Here is a 19,698-nt window from a genome sequence, read left to right as displayed (position 1 = left end):
GTTGAGGCGCCACGTAATCGGTCCAGTGCTCGACCGGCCCTGCAAGATCAGGCAGTTGTAGCCGACCAGCTACATGAGGTCGATGGAGTCCCAGGTCCACTCAAATAGCCCCTCCATTGTCTGCAGGTAGAAGCCATGCGTGGTGACGAAGATGGTTCCGCCAAACAGTGGGCGCCACGCTATTTGGGCATTCGCTGCCGCACGGTTGCGCGCATTCGAGTTGCCGGTGGCTCTCGCCGCCAGAGTGCCGGCCGCGAGAGCGAGGCCAAACAGGCCTCTTCCAAAGGCGAAGGACCTGGATTGTGCGTACGAACCGTCTCCAGCGGCGTAGAACGCGTCGACGAGGAGCCCGCCCATGGTCAGCGCCGTCACGCCGGGCGACAACGGAAACAGCGTTTGGATGTGCGATTCTATCGGTCGCTTCTTCACCACATCGGACACGATATGACAGGTTGTCCACAGGGCGGTGTCGGCGGGAAGCCACACCCGTGCGGGAAGTCGGGAAGCCACAATGCACACTATCCACTTCGGCCCGGCACCGACAGGCATCGTGTGGATTCACCGGCGAGGGTTTGCACCTCGCCGGCTCCCGCCGGGTGGCCGAGAAGTCGGGGATCGCTGCGACCGAACAGGGGCCCGGCCACCCGCCACCGCGGCCGCTCAGGCCGCCGCATCCATCTTCACCGCCGGGACGTCGTCCTATTGAAGCATCGCGGCACGCTCCCGCGCGCGAAGGTCCTTACGCAGAATCTTGCCGGAGGCCGACTTGGGAATCGCTTCGATGAACTCGACCGCCCGCACCTTCTTGTGCGGAGCGACTCGCTCGGTGACGTAGGCCATCACCTCTTCGGCTGTCACGGCGGACGATGCCACGACGAAGGCCTTGGGAATCTCCTGGCCGTCGGCATCCGCTGCCCCGATCACGGCCGCATCGGCGATCTGCGGATGGGTGAGCAGCAGCGCCTCGAGCTCGGCCGGCGCGATCTGGTAGCCCTTGTACTTGATCAGCTCCTTGCTGCGGTCGACGATGGTCACCTCGCCGAGGGCGCTCACCGTGGCGATGTCGCCGGTGTGCAGAAACCCGTCGGCGTCGATGGTCTCGCGGGTGGCCTGCTCGTTGTTCAGGTAGCCGAGCATCACGTTGGGGCCGCGCACGAGCAGCTCGCCAGGCTCGCTCACCCCCGCTGAGGGCACCTCGATCTCCTCGCCGGTTTCGGTCGAAATGAGCTTGCAGTCCATGTTCGGCACGGTCACCCCGACCGAGGCGCGCGACAGGTGCGGCGCGTCGATCGGAATCAGGTGGCTCACCGGGCTGACCTCGGTCATGCCGTAGCCCTGCAGAATGCGGCAGTCCAGCCGGGCGGCGACGGCCGCGGCGAGGGTGCCGTCGAGCGGTGCAGCGCCAGAGAGAATCGTGTGCACGCTCGACAGGTCGTAGCTTTCGACGAGCGGATGCTTCGCCACGGCGACCGCAATCGGCGGCGCGATGAACACGTAGCTGCAGCGGTGATCCTGAATCATTCGTAGAAATTCGACGAAGTCGAACTTCGCCATCGTGACGAGGGCAGCCCGCTGTTTGAAGGCGAGGTTGAGCAGAACCGTCATTCCGTAGATGTGGTAGAACGGCAGCAGTGCGAGCACCCTGTCTTCGAGCACGACGCCGATCAGGTCCCGCGCTTGCTGCACATTCGCGACCAGGTTGCGGTGGCTGAGCATGACGCCCTTTGGCGCCGCCGTGGTGCCCGAAGAGTACGGCAAAACGGCCACGTGCGTGGCCGGGTCGATGCTCAGAGCGGGCGGGGCTGCATCCGCTTGTAAGAGGTCAGCCAGCGACGGATGCCCCGGCTCGCCGTCGATTACCACGACGTGCTCGTCGGGAATGCCGGCGGCGTGCGCTGCAGCCTTGGCGCCGGGCAACAAATGAGAGACGGTCACAAGCCAGGTCGCGCCGGAGTCGACCAGCTGACGCTGGATGTCGTCAGGGGTGTAGAGCGAATTGATGGTGGTGATCGTGGCGCCGGCGCGCAGAACACCGTGGAAGACGGCGGTGAACTCCGGTGTGTTGGGGCAGAGCAGGCCGATGACCGTGCCGGGGCCGACGCCCTGGGCGGCGAGAGCGCCAGCCACTCGGGTGATCTGGTCGACCAGGGTGCGATAGCTGAGTGCCTCGCCCGTGGCCCCGTCGATCACTGCGGTGCGATCGAGCTCGGCCTCGGTCAAATCGCCGAACAGAAAATCGAAAATGCTCAGGTTGGGAATCTCGACCGGAGCGTAGGGGCTCGTGAACACGGGGATCTCCTTTGATCGGATGCGGCGGTTCACCGTACCGCTCGGGGCTGGCGCGAAACTGTGCATGTCACGAAGGTGTCGATCTCGGCGCCAGGTGTAGCTGGCGCGTTCACCGGCAGGTGGCGCGGTGACCGAGTGTCACGGAGCCCAATTGCCATGGCGCGTTCACCTGCCGGTTACCCGGGTCGCCTTGGCTGTTGGCGTGGTCTGCCTAGCGTTGCAGAACGTCCTGGCAGCACGGGCGTCGGCCACGACCGGAATCGGTGTGACGACCGGTCTCGGCGAGCACGTGATTTCTACTGTCTGCGATCACCTCTCTGAAAGGCATTTCATGAGTACTGCACCGCTCTCTCCCGACCTGGACTCAGACCTCGACCTCGATGATTTCGAACCGGACGACGTCGAGGTTGAACTCGTCGTCTTCGACATGGCCGGCACCACCGTGAGCGACAACGGACTCGTCGAGCGGGCGTTTGTGCTGGCAGCGCAACGCAGCGGCATCGCCGACACCGCCGACGCGTTGGAAGAGGCCGTCGCCTACGTGCGTGAAACCATGGGCCAGTCCAAGCTGGATGTCTTTCGCGAACTGACCGACTCCGAAGGGGATGCCCTGGCGGCCACGGAAGCCTTTGAAACCGCCTACGGTGAACTCGTCGAGCGGGTCGGGGTGAGCGCGATCGATGGTACATCCGACCTGTTTCAGGAGCTGCGCGACAACGGCCTGAAAATTGCCCTGGTCACCGGTTTCTCCCGCGCGACCCAGGACACGCTGATTGACGCCCTAGGCTGGAGCGATCTGATCGATGTGAGCCTGTGCCCGGCCGAAGCCGGTCGCGGCCGCCCCTATCCTGACCTGCCGCTCACCGCCTTATTACGCACCGGTACGTCGAGCGTCGCGGCGATGGTCGTCGTGGGAGACACCGCCAGCGACATGCTCTCCGGGCTGAGTGCAGGTGCTGGACTCGTGGTCGGTGTGCGTACCGGTACCCATGACACCGAGACCCTGGAGGATGCCGGGGCTGACGTGGTCATTGACAGCGTGGCCGACCTCGCCGAGCTGCTCGGCCTGCGTGAGGAAACGACCGAGTAGTCATGTCGAAATCGGACCCGCACTCGAGGCCACCGTCGACGGACGGGATGCTGGCGACCGCTGCCGGGGATGTACTGCCGGTGAGCGGTTACCGGCTCGGCCGCGAGATCGTACTGCCGCGAACCGCCGAGGCGATGGTCTGGTTGGGAGCAGGCTTGCCGCTGGAGTGCGTGGCGGTGCCGGGAGTGCTGCTGCGTCCCGGCGACGTGCTGGTCGAAGTCGAGTTGGCGACCGTCTGCGGATCCGACGTGCACACGGCGCTGGGTCACCGCCCGGCCGCGAAGCCGCTCGTGCTCGGCCACGAGCAGGTCGGTCGCATCGTCGCGACCGGCGACCCGGCATATGCCGCAAATGGAATGCCTTTGCGGGTGGGGCAGCGCGTGGTCTGGTCGGTCACCGTGAGCTGTGGAACGTGCGCCCGTTGCCGCCGCGGAGTCCCGCAGAAATGCCTCGACCTGGCCAAATACGGCCACGAACGGATGCAGCGGGGCTGGGAACTCAGCGGCGGCTTCGCCACCCACGTGCAGGTGTGTGCCGGCACGGCGATCGTTGTGGTCGACGAGCAGGTTCCGGCGTCGGTGCTCGCGCCGGCCTCCTGCGCGACCGCGACGGTCGTCGCCGCGCTGGCTGCGGCATCCGCTCTGGTGCCGCTGGCCGGAGCCACGGTGCTGGTAACCGGTGCGGGAATGCTCGGGGTGACGGCCTGCGCTATGGCGACGGATGCCGGTGCCCTCGTGGTCGTGAGCGACCCGGATGCTGCGCGGCGGCAGCTCGCGCTGGCTTTCGGTGCTGCCGCCGTTGCGGACCCGAGTGCGCCCGGCGAGTCGCCGACCGGGGTGGCGAGCGTGCTCGCCGCGCTGCAGGATGCCGGTGCGGCCGAGCCGACGATCGCGCTGGAAGTGAGCGGCGCCCAAACGGCGGTGCAAACCGTCATCGACCTGATCGGCATCGGCGGAGTCGTCGTGCTGGTCGGAAGCGTTTCGCCGGGGGAGCCCGTGCTGCTCGACCCGGAGTCGATGGTGCGCCGCCTGATTGCGCTGCGCGGTGTGCACAACTACACGCCGGCCGATCTGCAGCAGGCAGTGACCTATCTGAGCGGCGGCTGGCATCGGCATCCGTTTTCGGCGCTGGTGGGGACGACGTTTCCCCTCGAGAAAGCGGATTCTGCCCTCTTGCTGGCCGCGACCACCCGCTACCCCCGCGTCGGAATCACCCCGCAGCAGCCCGCTACTCTCGGCTGACCTGAGCCGCCGTTTCGCTCCATCGCTTTGAACGGGCCCCGTCCCCATTGAATCCGTATTGAGGGGGAGGCTAGCTGGCGCCGCCGGGCGGGCCGAGCGTGAGCAGCGTGGCCATAATCGACACCAGGGCGACCGCCATGGCTGTCACGAGCAGCACCGGGCGGGCCAGCACCCAGCGGAGCAGGGCGCTCACCCCGGTATGATCGCGGGGATCATCGGTGCGAATACGGCGCCAATCACCGTCGAGCCGGCCCTTCTTCTCCAGCCCGCGGTCGAGGGAGATCGTGACGAACGGAACGATCGCGGTGACCATGGCGATCGCGGTGAGCTTCGGGCCCCAGTGCTGGTTGACGCCGACGAACCCGGCCGTCAGGCCGAAGGCGATGAAGACGAGGCCGTGCAGGAACCCGCCGATCTGCACCCCGAGCTCCCCGACCTGCAGGACATATTTCAGGAACATCCCGGTGAGCAGCAGTGCCCAGGTAATGGCTTCGGCAATGGCGACGGAACGAAACAGGAGGCGCGGGGTCATGGCGACTTTCAACTCAGGGCAGGGGAGGGGCATCCCCATCGTCGCAGCCGCAGCTGAACAACCCCCGGCGGGCACGCCTGAGCGTTCGCCAAGAAACATGCATCACTAGAAACTTGCAGTTGCGCAACCGAGGCCGGGTTCCTGACGATCCCGATGATGGCCGCGCTGCTGATCAGCTCGATCGGTTCCGGCTGGTCAGCAAGTTCGGGCGCTACAAGTGGATGCGCATCGCCGTACCCGGCCGCTGCTACCGTGAACCCATGCGCACGCTTTCGCCCCGCCCTAACCGCCCGGCTGCGGAATGATCGGGGTCGTGCTCGCCCTCGTTTCGGCCGCGGCCTATGGTATGAGCGACTTTCTCGGCGGCATCGCGTCCCGCCAAGTGGCCGCACTCCGGGTCGTCCTCCTGTCGTATCCGATCTCGGCCCTGATTATCGCCGTCGCTGCCGCGTTCGTCGGCGGTGAGTTTTCCTGGCGGTCGATGCTGTTCGGCGCGGCGTCCGGCGTGGTGATGGCCCTGGCCATGTGGTGGTTCTACATCGCCCTCGCCGAGGGGCCGATGAGCGTGGTGTCGCCGCTGACCGCCGTGATCGTCGCCGGAATTCCGGTCATTGTGGGAGTGCTGATCGGGGAGCGGCCCTCGGGCATCTCCTACGCCGGAATTGCGCTGGCGATCGTCGCGGTGATAACGGTGAGCCGCGAGCCGAAGGGGGTCGAAGACCACACCGTCTCCGGGGCCAATGCTCCGCGGTTCACCCGCCGGGTGGCCTGGTTCACGGTGGGATCCGGCGTCTGCTTCGCCCTGAGTTTTATCTTCACCAACGAGATTGAGGTCGGCACCGGGCTGTGGCCGCTGGTCGTGGCGCGCACCGTGGCATCCGTTATCGTCATCGCGGTGGCGACTGGAACCCGGCAGTTGGGCAGGCCGCCGCTGACGATTCTCGGCCTCGCCGTACTCGTGGCGACGCTCGACGTCATTGCCACGATCACGCTGCTCTACGCGCTGCAGGGTGGCCTGCTGTCGCTGGTGTCGGTACTCGTGGCGCTCTACCCGGCCGTGACCGTGCTGCTCGCAGTGCTCGTACTCAAGGAACGGGTCGGCGGCTGGCAGGTCGCCGGCATGGGCCTCGCCCTGGCCGCGGTCGCCGCCATCGCCGCCAACGGCTAGCTGCCCGGCTCGCCAAGCGGATACCTCGCCAAGCGGATGCCGCGCCCGAACGTGATGAGGCGAGCGCGGGCGCGGCTATCTGGCCGAACTGACGCAGCGCGGCTACGCGCCGACGAGCGTCCGCGCGATGACCGAGGTGAAGAACGTGAGGCCGTCAATACCGCTGGCCATCGCCGCGTCGGTGTCGGGCCCGAAGCCGGCCTCGACGGCGTGCTCGGGGTGTGGCATGAGGCCGACGACGTTGCCGCGGGCGTTGGTCACGCCGGCAATGTCGTTCAGCGACCCGTTCGGGTTTCCGAGGTAGCGAGCCACGATGCGTCCTTCACCCTCGAGCATTTTGAGGGTCTCGGTCGAGGCCATGAACGAGCCCTCGCCGTTCTTGAGCGGAATGACGATTTCGGCGTTGGCTTCGAAACCGTTGGTCCAGTCGCTCGCGTTGTTCTCGATGCGCAAGCCCTGGTCCCGGCAGATGAAGCGGCCCTGCTCATTGCGAATAAGTCCGCCGTCGAGCAGGTGGGCCTCGGTGAGCATCTGGAATCCGTTACAGATTCCCAGCACCGGCATGCCCTTGTTGGCCGCGTCGATGACCTCGGTCATGATCGGCGAAAGGCTTGCGATGGCGCCGGCCCGCAGGTAATCGCCGTAGCTGAATCCGCCTGGCAGCACGATGGCGTCGACGCCGTGCAGGTCGTGGTCGCCGTGCCAGAGGGCTACGGCGTCGGCGCCGGCAAGACGAATCGCGCGCGCAGCGTCACGATCGTCGAGCGAGCCGGGAAAGGTGACGACGCCGATCCGCATCAGGCGACCGCTGACGAGGGGGCGTCCTGCACGTGGATGCCGACGACATCCTCGATCACGGAGTTGGAGAGCACGGTGTCGGCGAGCTCGCGCACGGCGGCGAGGGTCGTGGCATCCGCTTCACCGTCGATGGAAATCTCGAAGCGCTTGCCGACGCGCACGCCGGTGACGTTGGCCAGCGCTGATTGGGTCTGACCGAGGCGACCAAGGGCGCCGGCGACGGCCTTGCCCTGGGGGTCAAGCAACTCAGCCTTGGGCATTACTTCGACGACGATCGTTGGCACAGGGCACTCCGCATACAGTCTGGGGCTATTAGTCGTGGCAAATCACTGCAATTCTACAGGTCGAGCCCGACCGGGCCCGCCGGTCTACTGGCTCAGCCCGCTTTGGCCGAGCAGAATGCCGCGCAGCACGTCGCGTACGGCGGCCACGCCGTCGTAGGTCTCGACGAAGCTCGTGCTGAGCGGAGCCAACCCGAGTCGCAGCCCGTTTGGGGCGCGAAAGTCGGGAATCACATCGTTATCCCACAGAATCTTGGTCACCTGACGCATGAGCGGATGGTTGATCGTCACGTGCCCGCCGCGATGCGTCTGTTCCCGCGGCGATGCCACGGTGACGCCCATCGGCGCGAGCCACTCGTCGACGAGGGTGATCGCGAACTCGGTCAGCGCCACCGACTTCGCACGCACCGACTCGATCGTCGCCTCGTCGAGCATGGCAATCGTGTCCTGCATCGCGAGCATGCCCAGCACTGCGGGCGTTCCGCTCATGAATCGACGGATGCCGGTGGCCGGCCGATACCCCGGCCCCATTTCAAAGATGTCCTGCGTTCCCATCCATCCCTGAATTGGCTGGGTCAGCACGTCCTGCAGGTCACTCTTGACGTACCCGAAGGCCGGCGCGCCGGGCCCGCCACTCAGATACTTGTAGGAGCAGCCGACCGCGAGGTCGACGTCGCAGAGGTCGAGCTGCACCGGAACCGAGCCGACCGAATGGCTCAGGTCCCAGAGTACGAGGGCGTCGTGTTCGTGGGCGATGGCGGTGATCGCCCTCATGTCGGCGAGGTAACCGGAACGGTAGGCGACGTGGCTGAGCAGCACCAGCGAGGTCTGCGACCCTACGACCTGGCGCACCTGTTCGGCCGTGACGCCACCCTCCGGATCGGAGTCGATCCAGCGCAGCGTGAGGCCACGCTCCCGCGCGATGCCCTCGAGAATGTAGCGGTCGGTGGGAAAGTTGTCGCTGTCAAGCACGATTTCGGTGCGGTTGGGACGTGAATCCACCGCGGCGCGGGCAAGTTTGTAGAGCAGTACGGTCGTCGAGTCGCCGACGAACACCTGCCCGGCGGCCGCGCCGAGGCAGGCCCGGCCGAGGTCGTCGCCGATCTGCAGGGGCAACTCCATCCACTGCTCGTCCCAGCCGCGAATGAGTCGCGTACCCCAGTCCTGCTGCAGAAAGTCGGCGATGCGTTCGGCGCTCGCCCGCAGTGGGCGGCCGAGCGAGTTGCCGTCGAGATAAGAACGGGGGTTGGCGGTCTCGGGGTCGGCGTCGGTGCCGAGAAAACGGCCGCGGTAGTGCGCCAGGCCGTCGATGCGGTCCATTCGGCGCGCAAAGGTGAGTTGGGCGTCCAGGCCGGTTGCTCCGGCAAGGGTGGGCGTCATTCGAGTACCTCGAGTTCTGAGTGGGTGAGGGCGCGGGCGCTGCCGAGCCACTCGGTAAATTCGTCTGGATCGCGTGGTCGCTCGCCGGGAATGAAGGTCACCCGCGTGTCAGCGAGGGCCAGACCGAGCGGTGCGCGCGGGCACAGGGCGTCCAACACGTCGTCGGGGGTCAGCCCGGCGCCGAGCAGGGCGCTGATTTCCCGACGGTTAATGCCGAGCACGAGCGGCCCGTTGCCGAGGTCGGTGCCGTACAGCACTCGACCGCCGGCGGCGTGAAACCGGTGCAGGTTGTCACTGGCGATATCGAAGGCTTCGGTCGGCGTGCCCCAGCCGTGAATGTCCAGGGTGCTGATCCAAGTCATGCTGGCCGCCATCGCCGTCACCAGATCGTCGGCGAGGCGCTCCGAAAACGGCGTGTGCGCGAACGCATCGACTCCCGCGGCGAAGGCCCGATCGGCCTGCCCGGCGCCCTCGGCGTGCGCCACGACCGGCAGCCCGCATTCGTGGGCCCGATCGACCGCCGCGGTCAGTCCCTTGGCATTCAACACCGGACCGGCCACGGCATTCAGCGTGACCTTCAAAACGGATGCCCCCGCCGCGGCCTGTAAATCGACTGCCGCCGCAGCATCCGCGGCTGTTGCAATCTCCCGGCACCAACCGGGTTCGGCCCAACCAGCCTGGCTCGGGTAGCCGCCCGGCGCCGTGAGGAATTGGTAGGCATAGGCTACATCGGGCATGTCTTCGCGTTTGCCGTTCGGCAGCCAGCCGCCGAGGTCGATCACGCGGGCGATGCCGCCGTCGACCAGCTGGCCCGGATCAATCAGGGCCAGGTGCACGTGGGCGTCGAGAAACCCTCGATAGACCGCGCCCCGCCCGTGCAGAAAGTGCCCATGAAAGGACTGGCCGGTCACGCTCCGATCTCCGTGCGCACCGCGAACAGCTCCGGAAAGAACGTGAGCTCGAGGGCCTTTTGCAGAAAGGCCGCGCCGCTCGAACCGCCGGTGCCGTGCTTCATACCGATAATGCGCTGCACGGTCTTCAAGTGGCGAAAGCGCCAGAGCTGAAAGTTGTCTTCAAGGTCGACGAGTTCTTCGCAGGCCTCGTAGGCGGCCCAATTCTGGGACGCGTTCTCGTATATTCCGCGAAAAGTATGAACGAGTTCGGGGTGAAACGTCCAGGCCTCGGTGACGTCGCGGCCCCGGATGGCGGCCGGAATGTCGAAGCCCGCGCGGTGCAGGTAACGGAGAAATTCGTCGTACAGGCTCGGTGCCTCGAGCATGTCGGTCAGCAGGGCGTGAGCCGGGGCATCCGCTTCAAAGACCGTCAGCATGCGGCGGTTCTTGTTGCCCAGGGCGAATTCGACCGCACGGTACTGGTACGACTGAAACCCGCTCGAATTACCGAGAAAATGCCGAAACTGCGCGTATTCAGTCGGGGTGAGGGTGGCGAGCACCGACCACTGCTCGGTCAGTGTGCGCTGGATGTGTTTGACCCGGGCAATGCCCTTGAGGGCCGGCGCGAGTTGATCCTGGCGCAGCGCTTCGATGGCTGCGCGAAGCTCATGCAGCATGAGCTTGAGCCATAGTTCGGTGGTCTGGTGCTGAATAATGAACAACAGCTCATCGTGGTGTTCCGGAACGCTGACCGGATTCTGCGCAGCGAGCAGAACGGGAAGGTCAAGGTAGGTCCCATAGCTCATCTTCTCTCGAAAATCGGTGACGATCTCGGGGTCGAAATCGCGGGTGTTGTTTTTGAGGGTCATGGGTTCCGTTCGGCTTGTTCAAATTGTGCGCACGTTGCGGCGGCGGGCGCAACACCGGGGACGAAGCGCACAGGGCGAAGTTCTAGACTGGACCGCATGACCTCGCCGACCCGAAAGCCCCAGGATGGCTTACCGGTTGCCTCGGCTGCCGAGCGAAGCACGCCGCCGCGTCGCCGCGACGCCCGGCTGAACCGCGACCGTCTCATCATCAGCGCGCGCGCTCTGATCGCGCAGCACGGCGTCGACGCATCGCTCGAAGAGATCGCCCGCCAGGCCGAGGTCGGCGTGGCTACCCTGTACCGCAACTTTGCGACCAGAGACGATCTGGTGCGCACCCTCTACGACCTGGCCTTGGCTGAGCTGCACGCGGTGCGCGGTGAGATCGAGGCCGCGCCCACACCGTGGGACGCGCTCGTCGTCTACACCGAACGGGTCGCCGAATGGCTGGTCGCTGACCCGTCGCTGCCGCCGATACTGCGGCGCATGGCCCAGCTCGACCCGTCGGCACGGCCGGCCGCCGAGTTCGACGGCTTCATCGCAAGCCTGGTCGCTCGTGCGAAGAAGGACGGGACCCTGCGCCGCGACGTCGACGCGGTCGATCTCGCCGTGCTCGTCACGATGGTCGGATCGCTCGGCAGTCTCGGCGACGGCTACGCCGGTCAGTGGCGGCGTCAGCTGTCGATCGTGCTCGACGGCCTGCGTGCGGCGGATGCGCCCCGGCCGAAGCTGCCCGGTCGCCCGCTCAACGTGCAGGACTACCGGGCGACCGTGCACGGCCTCACCCGGCGGGCGGCCCGCGCCGCCCGCTGAACGTCACCGGAAGCGTCGCTCGTTGCTCTCCGGGAAGTTACGGCATGGCGACGGGGTCCGCGGCGGATGCGGTGGCGCCTGGAGTTTCAGCGACATCCGCCGCGCGCACGCGGATGCGGTTGGCCCAGGGGTCGTCGAAGCGAAGGGTCTGCCCGTCGTGACGGGTGTCGACGTTGTAGTGGTCCAGGCGCTCGTTGAGGGCACCCACGTCGTCAGTGCTTGGCACGATAATGCTGACCTCTCCCAGACCGAGGGCCAGGCGGCGCTTGCCGCTGCCCGAGCTCTCCCAGGTGTTCATGGCCATGTGGTGGTGGTAGCCGCCGGCCGAGACGAACAGGGCGGAGGGGCCGAAGTTCGCGGTCGCCTCGAAGCCGAGTCGGTTCACGTAGAACTCGCGGGCACTGGCAACATCGCCAACCGAGAGGTGCACGTGGCCGACGATCGCGTGTCCCGTGCTCGGCCGCTCCGACATATGCTCCGAAATGAATGCGTTCGGATCGAGGTAGAGCGAGGCCATTTCGACCTGGCCGTGGGTCCAGCTCCACAGTGTGCGATCGCGGTCCCAGTACAACTCGATGCCGTTGCCCTCCGGGTCGGTGAAGTAGAAGGCCTGGCTGACCAGGTGATCTGCGCTGCCGGTGAACGTTTCGGGGGATTTCGTGCCGATCGAGTACACCGCAGCGGCGAGGTCGGCCTGCGTGTCGAACAGAATGGCCGTGTGGTACAGCCCGGCCGAGCGCGGTTCGGCGGCCCTGAGCTCGGGGGCGTGCTGCAAAATGACGAGTGGAACAGGACCGCGGCCGAGCACGGCGACGGGGCCGTCCTGGCTGATGAGGTCGAGGGTCACGATGTCGCGGTAGTACGCGATCATGGCGTCGAGGCGGCCCACGCGCAGGGTCACGGCGCCCATTCCGGTGTCGGCGGCCAGCAGATCTTTCGCAGTTAGGGTCACAGCAGGCACAACTTAGGCGTCGCCCGGGCTATTCCGCGATCCGCGCAGTTATGCTCCCCCGACTGCGGGCCGCGCCGGTTGCGGCGCGCAGGGCGTCGTGCGCCGACAGATGCCTCAGCGCCGCGACGGGTCAGGCCCGTGACAGGCGCTCGAGCAACTCGCGGTAGCGGGCCGCGGTCTGCTCGACGATTTCGCTCGGCAGTACCGGCGGGGTGCCGGCGCCGTCCCAGTGCGCGGCGAGCCAGTTGCGCACGATCTGCTTGTCGAAGCTCGCCATCCGGGTCTCCGGCGTGGTTCCCGTCTTCCAGGCTTCGGCATCCCAGTACCGACTGGAGTCGCTCGTGAAGACCTCGTCGGCGAGCACGGTCACCCCGGTCTGCCGGTCGGCGCCGAACTCGAACTTGGTGTCGGCGAGAATGACGCCGGCCTGTTCCGCGATCGCGCTGGCGGTCGCGAACAGGGCGAGCGACAGGTCACGCAGCTCGGCGGCGACCTGCGCGCCGACGAGCTCGACCGTGCGCTCGAAGGAGATGTTCTCGTCGTGCTGACCCATTGGGGCCTTCCACGCCGGAGTGTAGATGGGTTCGGGCAGTCGGTCACCATTCTGCAGGCCGGCCGGAAGCGCAATGCCGCACACCGACTGAGACTGGCGGTATTCCTTCCAGCCGCTGCCGGTGAGGTAGCCGCGCACGACGCACTCGATCGGGTACATGTCGAGGGTGCGGCAGAGCATGGCTCGGCCGGCCACGGCGGCGGGAATCAGCTCGCGCACCGAGTTGCCGACCAATTCATGGTCGGCGACGAGGTGGTTGGGAACGTCGCGCAACCGGTCGAACCACCACAGGCTCAGAGTGGTCAGCAGTGCGCCCTTGCCCGGGATGCCGGGCTCGAGTACGTGGTCGAAGGCGCTCACCCGGTCGCTGGCGACCACGAGCACACGTGAGGCTGTCTCGAGGGAGGGGGCGGCATCCGCTGTCTCGATACCGCTTGATTCAACGTAGAGGTCGCGCACCTTGCCCGAGTAGACGAGCGTCCACCCGTCGAGGACGGCGGCAGCGGATGCGGGGGACTCGTGCTCAGATTGGCTCACCCGTTCATTCTCCCGCATCTCCAGTGCACACAACTCCTGCAGAAAATCTGCTCGGCGGGCGGCGCTCCCGCAAAGACGGGGAAGTTCTGGCGACCGTCAGCAAATTGCAGCAGTTATGCACGGCACGAGTGGGGACGGCGCCGGCGCGGGGACTCAGGCGACCCGGGCAGCGATATCCGTGCGAAAGTGCGCGCCGGCCAGGGACACGTGCCCGAGAGCCTCGTAGGCGACGGCGCGAGCCTCGGCGAAGGAAGCCCCGACAGCGACAACGCTGAGCACCCGGCCGCCGGTCGACACGAGCGCGCCGTCAACGAGCCGGGTCGCAGCGTGCGCGATCGTGACGCCGTCCACGGCCAGGGCGGCGTCGAGCCCGGTGATTTCGCGCTCGACGAGCGGCTCTTGGGGGTAATTTTCGCTCGCGAGAACGACGGTGACGGCCACGTCGGCCGAAAAAACCGGCCGGGGCAGCCCGCCGAGCAGGCCGGTCGCCGCGGCGAACAGCAGCCCGGAGAGCGGCGTGACCAGGCGCGGCAGCACGACCTGAGTCTCTGGATCCCCGAAACGCGCGTTGAATTCGATGACGCGAATGCCGGCATCCGTCAAAATAAGGCCGCAGTAGAGCAGGCCGACGAACGGGGTGCCCTCGGACGAGAGCTGGCGCACGGTCGGCAGCGCGACGGTTTCGATGATCTCGTCGACGAACGCGTTCTCGCTGCCGAACTGGGCGTCGAGCCAGGGCAGCGGGGAGTACGCGCCCATGCCTCCGGTGTTGGGGCCGGCATCGTTGTCCAGGGCGCGCTTGTAGTCCTGAGCGGGTGAGAGCGGCAGCACGTTCTCGCCGTCGCTGAGCAGAAAGAGCGAAATCTCTTGGCCATCGAGAAATTCTTCGATCAAAACGCTGCCGTGTTCGAGCCAGAAGGTCGCGTGACTGATCGCGGCGTCGCGGTCAGTGGTGACCAGCACGCCCTTGCCCGCGGCGAGGCCATCCGCCTTCACCACATAGGGGGCGCCGAACTCGTCGAGGGCGGTTTCGGCCTCGGCCAGGGTACCGGCACGCACGGCACGGCCGGTGGGAACGCCGGCCGCATCCATGATGCGTTTGGCGAAGGTTTTGCTGCCTTCGAGGGCTGCGGCGGCTTTGTCCGGCCCAAACACGGCGATGCCGCGGGCGCGCAGGGCGTCGGCGACACCGGCCACGAGCGGAGCCTCCGGACCGATCACGACGAGCTCGATGCTGTGCAGCACCGCATAGTCGGTCACGGTGACCGGGTCGTTCGGATCGAGAGCGACAACCGGCACCTGGGCCGCGATTCCGGCGTTGCCGGGGGCGCACTCGACGCTGGGCCGCGGCTCCTCACGGAGCAGCGCGGTGATGATGGCGTGCTCGCGGGCACCGGAACCAAGGACCAGAATTTTCACCGTTTCAGGCTACCCGATGCCTCGGGCCCGCCACGGCACTGGGATATGGGCATGCCCCTAATCCCGGACTCTCGTCACCGTCAGCGTCCCCGGCTACCGGTTGGAAGCCGCCATCGAGGCGTTGCACCGCGCGCTGATTCCATACGCGGACGCGCGCATCATCGCGCTCACCCAGAGCACAAATTGGATGTCCGCCAGGTTTGCCGAACATCGTTCTCGCCGTCGTGGAGTACACGCCCGCCGCCTGATCCGGCAGACTGGAGCCATGGCACGAGCGCGCATCGACGACGGAGCCGGCCGGGCGGCCGTGGGGGCAGCGCTCGAGGGCGGCTGCGCCGCGAGCCGGGATATCCGCGCCCAAGCGGTGCGCTACACCCTGCAACTGCTGGCCGAACAGGCCGAAGGAAACACCCTCGAGGTGCGCGTGCCGCCATTTGGCGCCACGCAGTGCATCGAGGGCCCCCGGCACACCCGTGGCACGCCGCCCAATGTGGTCGAAATGGATGTCGCCACCTGGCTTGGCCTCGCCACCGGCACCCTCGCCTTCGCCGATGGTGTCACGTCGGGGGCCATCCACGCCTCCGGGGCCCGCGCCGACCTGACCGGCCACGTGCCCGTGCTGCTCCTGCACTAGCGGCGCGCCTTGATGGCGCGAGATGCCATCTTCGGTCCCTTGGCGAGGTTCAGGTCTCGTTGTCAAATGGGCGTTTGTGCGCTTTTGCGAACGTGCTAGACGAGGATTGCCTCTACTTCGTCGCGGGTAGGCATCGACGAGGTCGCCCCCGCTCTGGTCACCGCGATCGACGACGCGACGGTCGCGAAACGCACGGCCTCGATCATCTCGTCCGGCGATACGGCCGTGCCACGGACGTATCCCGCCGCCAGGCGCGCCACAAGCGCCCCGACGAAGGTGTCGCCGGCCGCGGTCGTATCGACGGCCGTCACAGGCCGGGCCGGTGCGAGTCCGAGGACCTCGCCGTCATAGGCGACGACCGAACCTTCCGAACCCAGCGTCACGATCGCCCAGGTCTGGTCAGCGCTGAGTACCTCGGCGGCTCGTACCGGGTCGCTTTCCCCGGTGAGTTCGGCGGCCTCAATCTGGTTCGGAACCACGAGGTCGACCGAGGCGAGAAACCCCTCGGGCAGCGGCATGACCGGCGCCGGGGTCAGCACGGTGAACACTCCGGCGGCGTGGGCCGCGGCGATCCCCTCGACCAGTACCGAGATCGGCAGCTCGCACTGCATCACCAGAAACGCCGACTCCGTGATCGCCGCCCGCTGCGCCTCGCTCAGCGTCGTGACCGCGGCGTTCGCGCCCGACACCACCACGATCGAGTTCTCGCCACTGTCCACGACGGAGATGTGGGCGGTGCCGGTGGGGGCATCCGCTATCGCGAGGCCGTCAGAACGGATACCCTCGGCCAGCATCAGCGCGCGCAGCTCGCTCCCGTAGGCATCCGCTCCCACCGCTCCTAGAAAGTTCACGGCCTCGCCCAACCGGGCCGCGGCGACCGCCTGGTTGAGTCCTTTCCCACCGGGAACCGTGCTGAAGCCAGCCCCGAAAATCGTCTCGCCTGGTCGGGGCAGGCGCGACTGCCGCACGACGAGGTCCATGTTGGCGCTTCCGAGTACCGCAATCGAGTTCATAGAGTCAGTCTCGCATCCGCTCATGGGACAATAGGAGCGTGAGTTCTTCTGAGCAGCCCCAGAACCCGTCGGCCGAGAACGAGATCGTGCGCGCCGAGGCGACCGTGACCCTGCACCGAGCCCCGCGGTACCGCAATTTCATGTTGCTCGGCGCCATCGTGGGGGTGCTGCTCTCGCTCATTCTCACCGTCTCCTTCCCGGAGACCGCGGAGTACGAACGGATGCAAATCTTCGGCTTTCTGCTGCTCGGCGGCGTCGCCATCGGCACTGCGCTCGGCGCGGTGGTGGCCCTCGTGATCGACCGAATCATCGGCCGCTCCAAGATGTCGGTCGTCGCGGATAGACTGGACACGAACGGTGTCAGTACCACAAGCGAATTGCGTGCCGCTGAGCCTGGCTCCGGCACCCCCGATGACGAATTCCCCACGTTCAACGAGAAGTAAAGAGGCTGCGGCTTGCCCGGTGGCGACGGACTGTTAAATCACGATCTTCTTCCCAACGAGAAGGGCCCACAAGACGCTTGTGGGGTCTTCGGAGTCTGGGCTCCCGGCGAAGAGGTGGCCAAACTCAGCTACTTCGGCCTCTACGCCCTGCAGCACCGCGGCCAGGAATCGGCCGGAATCGCCACGAGTGACGGCAGTAAGATCCTCATCTACAAAGACATGGGATTGGTCTCGCAGGTCTTCAACGAAGCCTCGCTGAGTACCCTGCTCGGGCACATCGCCGTCGGGCACACCCGCTATTCCACGACCGGGTCCTCGAGCTGGCAGAACGCCCAGCCAACCCTCGGCCGCACCTCGAGCGGAACGGTGGCCCTCGGCCACAACGGCAACCTCACCAACACGGCTGAGCTACTCGAACTCGTGCGTGAACGCTACCCCAAGGTCGACGGTGAGCTGGCCAGGGGCAACACCACCGACACCGCAGTGATCACCGCCCTGCTCACCGGCGACCTCGACCACTCCCTCGAGGCCACGGCGCTCGAGGTGCTGCCGCGGCTGCGTGGGGCCTACTGCCTCGTGTTCATGGACGAAACCACCCTCTACGCCGCTCGCGATCCTCAGGGCGTTCGCCCGCTCGTGCTCGGCCGCCTCGAACGCGGCTGGGTCGTCGCCTCCGAAACCGCAGCCCTCGACATTGTCGGCGCGAGCTTCGTGCGCGAAGTCGAGCCCGGCGAGCTCATCACGATCGACGAGAACGGGCTCCGCACCCAGCGGTTCGCCAAGGCCGACCCCAAGGGCTGCGTCTTCGAGTACGTCTACCTCGCCCGCCCCGACACCACGATCGCTGGTCGTGGTGTGCACGAGGCGCGGGTCGAAATGGGTCGCAAGCTCGCGGCGGAGTACCCGGTCGAGGCCGATCTCGTGATCCCCACGCCGGAATCCGGCACTCCGGCAGCCATCGGCTACGCGCAGGCGTCCGGCATTCCGTTCGGTCAGGGTCTCGTGAAGAATTCCTACGTCGGGCGCACCTTCATCGCGCCGTCGCAGACCATCCGGCAGCGCGGCATCCGTTTGAAGTTGAACCCGCTCAAGAACGTGATCAAGGGCAAGCGCCTCATCGTGGTCGACGACTCAATCGTGCGCGGCAACACCCAGCGCGCGCTCGTGAGCATGCTGCGGGAGGCCGGCGCCGCCGAGGTACACGTGCGCATCTCAAGCCCGCCGATCACCTGGCCGTGCTTCTACGGCATCGACTTTGCCAGTCGTGCCGAGCTCATCGCGACCGGCCTCGAGGTCGACGAGGTGCGCCAGTCGATCGGCGCCGACTCGCTCGGCTATCTCTCCGAAGACGGCATGATCGAAGCCACCGAGCAGCCGCGGGAGCGTCTCTGCACCGCCTGCTTCACCGGCGTGTACCCGATCGCGCTGCCCGAATCGCAACACCTCGGCAAGAACCTGCTCGAGCGGCCGGCCGCATCAAACGGATGCGACCCGGGTCCCGATTCTGATCTGGAAGCCGTGCTGGCACCCGCCGCACGACAAGAAGAAGCCCTCGCCCGTCTGGGCCAGGTACCGTTCGGTGATCCGGGAAGACCAGAATGAGCAACAACTCGTCCAGTATCTCCAACGCGTCTTATGCAGCGGCCGGAGTCGATACCCAAGCCGGTGACCTCGCGGTCGAGCTCATGAAGTCCGCCGTCTCGAAGACCCACGGCCCCGAGGTCTGGGGCGGGGTCGGCGGTTTCGCCGGACTGTTCGACGTGTCTTTCCTCACCAAGTTTCGGCAGCCGCTGCTGGCCACCTCAACGGATGGCGTCGGCACCAAGGTCGCCATCGCGCAGGCCATCGACAAGCACGACACCATCGGCCAGGACCTCGTCGGCATGGTCGTTGATGACATCATCGTGGTCGGCGCCCGCCCGCTGTTCATGACCGACTACATCGCCTGCGGCAAGGTCGTGCCCGAGCGCATCGCCTCGATCGTGGCCGGAATCGCCCGCGCCTGCTCCGAGACCGGAACGGCTCTCGTCGGCGGCGAAACCGCCGAACACCCCGGCCTGCTCGGCCCCGACGACTATGACGTGGCCGGAGCGGCCACCGGCGTCGTCGAAGCCGACCAGGTGCTTGGCGCCGACAAGGTTCTCTCGGGTGACGTCGTCATCGCCATGGCCTCGAGCGGCCTGCACTCCAACGGCTACTCGCTCGTGCGCCATATTCTGGCCCAGCGCGGCATCGGCTACACCGATACCTCCGCCGAACTCGGCGGCGTGGTCGGCGAAGTTCTGCTCGAACCGACCCGACTGTACACCGGCCCGCTGCTCGATGTGCTCGGCGACCCAGAGCTGGCCGGCGCCATCCACTCACTCAGCCACGTCACCGGCGGTGGCATCGCCGCCAACCTCGCCCGTGTGCTGCCTGTTGGCTCCTGGGTCGAGGTTGACCGGTCCACCTGGTCGCCCGCCCCCGTGTTCCGGGTGCTCGGCGACATGGCCGGGTCAACGCTCGAAAGCGCTGAAGGAACCTGGAACCTCGGAGTCGGCATGTTCGCGGTCGTGGATGCGGCATCCGCTTCATCGGTCATCGCGCGGCTGGCTCTGAGCAAAATTCCCGCCTGGGTCACCGGCCGCGTCTCGCGCGCCGAGCACGACCTGACCGGGTTCGAACAGGGCGCCAAGGGCGTCAACGGCGGCGCCGTGCGTCTCGTCGGCGCCTACGCGAACTAGGGTTCCCGCCTCAGGGGCACTCACCCGGTCGCTTGTTGCCCGGGCCCCGGTGACTCGCGGGGCGGCAGCGGCG

At 66.9% G+C, this 19,698-nt stretch carries 20 protein-coding genes; 8 read left to right on the top strand and 12 right to left on the bottom strand.

Annotated features, from left to right (window positions below; genetic code table 11):
- Positions 1 to 69: 69 nt before the first annotated feature.
- Positions 70 to 510 carry a hypothetical protein gene (locus E3T41_RS12675; RefSeq protein WP_134478884.1) on the bottom strand — a complete coding sequence of 147 codons (441 nt, stop codon included), beginning with the start codon at positions 508 to 510 and terminating at the stop codon, positions 70 to 72.
- 189 nt (positions 511 to 699) lie between these two features.
- Positions 700 to 2,289, bottom strand: coding sequence for an AMP-binding protein (locus E3T41_RS12670; RefSeq protein ID WP_198416421.1), 1,590 nt, complete (start codon positions 2,287 to 2,289; stop codon positions 700 to 702).
- A gap of 331 nt (positions 2,290 to 2,620) precedes the next feature.
- Here E3T41_RS12670 and E3T41_RS12665 point away from each other — a divergent pair, with 331 nt between their 5' ends.
- Both E3T41_RS12665 and E3T41_RS12660 read left to right on the top strand, forming a co-directional pair.
- A complete protein-coding gene (locus E3T41_RS12665) occupies positions 2,621 to 3,379 on the top strand; it encodes a phosphonatase-like hydrolase (protein WP_104131801.1) in 759 nt (252 codons plus the stop codon).
- 2 nt (positions 3,380 to 3,381) lie between these two features.
- Positions 3,382 to 4,620 carry an alcohol dehydrogenase catalytic domain-containing protein gene (locus tag E3T41_RS12660; RefSeq protein WP_233194994.1) on the top strand — a complete coding sequence of 413 codons (1,239 nt, stop codon included), beginning with the start codon at positions 3,382 to 3,384 and terminating at the stop codon, positions 4,618 to 4,620.
- Between the two features lie 70 nt (positions 4,621 to 4,690).
- Here E3T41_RS12660 and E3T41_RS12655 read toward each other — a convergent pair whose 3' ends face one another.
- Positions 4,691 to 5,152, bottom strand: a complete 462-nt coding sequence (locus E3T41_RS12655; RefSeq protein ID WP_134478880.1) for a DUF3817 domain-containing protein — start codon at positions 5,150 to 5,152, stop codon at positions 4,691 to 4,693.
- A gap of 313 nt (positions 5,153 to 5,465) precedes the next feature.
- On the opposite strand from E3T41_RS12655, the gene E3T41_RS12650 reads away from it, so the two are divergent.
- Positions 5,466 to 6,320 (top strand): EamA family transporter, encoded by an 855-nt coding sequence (locus E3T41_RS12650; protein ID WP_198416420.1) that lies wholly within the window; start codon positions 5,466 to 5,468, stop codon positions 6,318 to 6,320.
- A 102-nt stretch (positions 6,321 to 6,422) separates the two neighbouring features.
- Here E3T41_RS12650 and purQ read toward each other — a convergent pair whose 3' ends face one another.
- The 5 genes from purQ to kynA all read right to left on the bottom strand — a co-directional run bounded on the left by purQ (position 6,423) and on the right by kynA (position 10,541).
- Complete coding sequence (gene purQ / locus E3T41_RS12645) at positions 6,423 to 7,118, bottom strand: phosphoribosylformylglycinamidine synthase subunit PurQ (RefSeq protein WP_134478876.1); 696 nt, start codon at positions 7,116 to 7,118, stop codon at positions 6,423 to 6,425.
- Positions 7,118 to 7,402, bottom strand: a complete 285-nt coding sequence (locus E3T41_RS12640) for a phosphoribosylformylglycinamidine synthase subunit PurS (RefSeq protein ID WP_092447886.1) — start codon at positions 7,400 to 7,402, stop codon at positions 7,118 to 7,120. Before E3T41_RS12640 ends, purQ begins: the two co-directional genes overlap by 1 nt.
- An 84-nt stretch (positions 7,403 to 7,486) precedes the next feature.
- Positions 7,487 to 8,779, bottom strand: a complete 1,293-nt coding sequence (locus E3T41_RS12635; protein WP_104131798.1) for a kynureninase — start codon at positions 8,777 to 8,779, stop codon at positions 7,487 to 7,489.
- A complete protein-coding gene (locus E3T41_RS12630) occupies positions 8,776 to 9,690 on the bottom strand; it encodes a hypothetical protein (protein ID WP_092447884.1) in 915 nt (304 codons plus the stop codon). The genes E3T41_RS12635 and E3T41_RS12630 overlap by 4 nt, the downstream gene beginning before the upstream one ends.
- On the bottom strand, positions 9,687 to 10,541 hold the full coding sequence (kynA, locus tag E3T41_RS12625) for a tryptophan 2,3-dioxygenase (protein ID WP_092447883.1): 855 nt from the start codon (positions 10,539 to 10,541) through the stop codon (positions 9,687 to 9,689). The genes E3T41_RS12630 and kynA overlap by 4 nt, the downstream gene beginning before the upstream one ends.
- Positions 10,542 to 10,637: 96 nt before the next feature.
- On the opposite strand from kynA, the gene E3T41_RS12620 reads away from it, so the two are divergent.
- Positions 10,638 to 11,351 carry a TetR/AcrR family transcriptional regulator gene (locus tag E3T41_RS12620; RefSeq protein ID WP_092447882.1) on the top strand — a complete coding sequence of 238 codons (714 nt, stop codon included), beginning with the start codon at positions 10,638 to 10,640 and terminating at the stop codon, positions 11,349 to 11,351.
- Between the two features lie 37 nt (positions 11,352 to 11,388).
- Here the strand turns inward: E3T41_RS12620 and E3T41_RS12615 are convergent, their stop codons facing one another.
- The 3 genes from E3T41_RS12615 to purD all read right to left on the bottom strand — a co-directional run bounded on the left by E3T41_RS12615 (position 11,389) and on the right by purD (position 14,812).
- The gene (locus E3T41_RS12615) at positions 11,389 to 12,261 is read right to left on the bottom strand and encodes a VOC family protein (protein WP_092448175.1); all 873 of its coding nucleotides are present in this window, start codon (positions 12,259 to 12,261) and stop codon (positions 11,389 to 11,391) included.
- A 172-nt stretch (positions 12,262 to 12,433) separates the two neighbouring features.
- The gene (locus E3T41_RS12610; protein ID WP_092447881.1) at positions 12,434 to 13,411 is read right to left on the bottom strand and encodes a phosphoribosylaminoimidazolesuccinocarboxamide synthase; all 978 of its coding nucleotides are present in this window, start codon (positions 13,409 to 13,411) and stop codon (positions 12,434 to 12,436) included.
- Between the two features lie 135 nt (positions 13,412 to 13,546).
- Entirely contained in the window at positions 13,547 to 14,812 is a 1,266-nt protein-coding gene (gene purD, locus E3T41_RS12605) for a phosphoribosylamine--glycine ligase (RefSeq protein WP_092447880.1), read from the bottom strand.
- Positions 14,813 to 15,077: 265 nt separating this feature from the next.
- Between purD and E3T41_RS12600 the strand changes: the two genes are divergently transcribed.
- Positions 15,078 to 15,446, top strand: a complete 369-nt coding sequence (locus E3T41_RS12600; protein ID WP_092448174.1) for a sterol carrier family protein — start codon at positions 15,078 to 15,080, stop codon at positions 15,444 to 15,446.
- A 95-nt stretch (positions 15,447 to 15,541) separates the two neighbouring features.
- On the opposite strand, the gene E3T41_RS12595 is transcribed toward E3T41_RS12600, so the two are convergent.
- Positions 15,542 to 16,459 (bottom strand): ribokinase, encoded by a 918-nt coding sequence (locus tag E3T41_RS12595; RefSeq protein ID WP_092447879.1) that lies wholly within the window; start codon positions 16,457 to 16,459, stop codon positions 15,542 to 15,544.
- Positions 16,460 to 16,497: 38 nt separating this feature from the next.
- Here E3T41_RS12595 and E3T41_RS18145 point away from each other — a divergent pair, with 38 nt between their 5' ends.
- Genes E3T41_RS18145 through purM form a run of 3 tightly spaced genes read left to right on the top strand, consistent with a single transcriptional unit; the run spans position 16,498 to position 19,625 of the window.
- On the top strand, positions 16,498 to 16,902 hold the full coding sequence (locus E3T41_RS18145; RefSeq protein WP_174775303.1) for a hypothetical protein: 405 nt from the start codon (positions 16,498 to 16,500) through the stop codon (positions 16,900 to 16,902).
- Positions 16,903 to 16,914: 12 nt separating this feature from the next.
- Complete coding sequence (gene purF / locus E3T41_RS12585) at positions 16,915 to 18,504, top strand: amidophosphoribosyltransferase (protein ID WP_104131794.1); 1,590 nt, start codon at positions 16,915 to 16,917, stop codon at positions 18,502 to 18,504.
- Positions 18,501 to 19,625: a phosphoribosylformylglycinamidine cyclo-ligase gene (purM, locus tag E3T41_RS12580; protein ID WP_092447877.1), complete on the top strand. Its 1,125-nt coding sequence runs from the start codon at positions 18,501 to 18,503 to the stop codon at positions 19,623 to 19,625. The genes purF and purM overlap by 4 nt, the downstream gene beginning before the upstream one ends.
- The last annotated feature ends 73 nt before the right edge of the window (positions 19,626 to 19,698 follow it).

Origin of the sequence: Cryobacterium sp. Hh38 (genome assembly GCF_004403235.1) — a bacterium.
Lineage (GTDB): Bacteria > Actinomycetota > Actinomycetes > Actinomycetales > Microbacteriaceae > Cryobacterium > Cryobacterium levicorallinum.
This window is presented reverse-complemented; position numbering and strand designations above follow the sequence as displayed.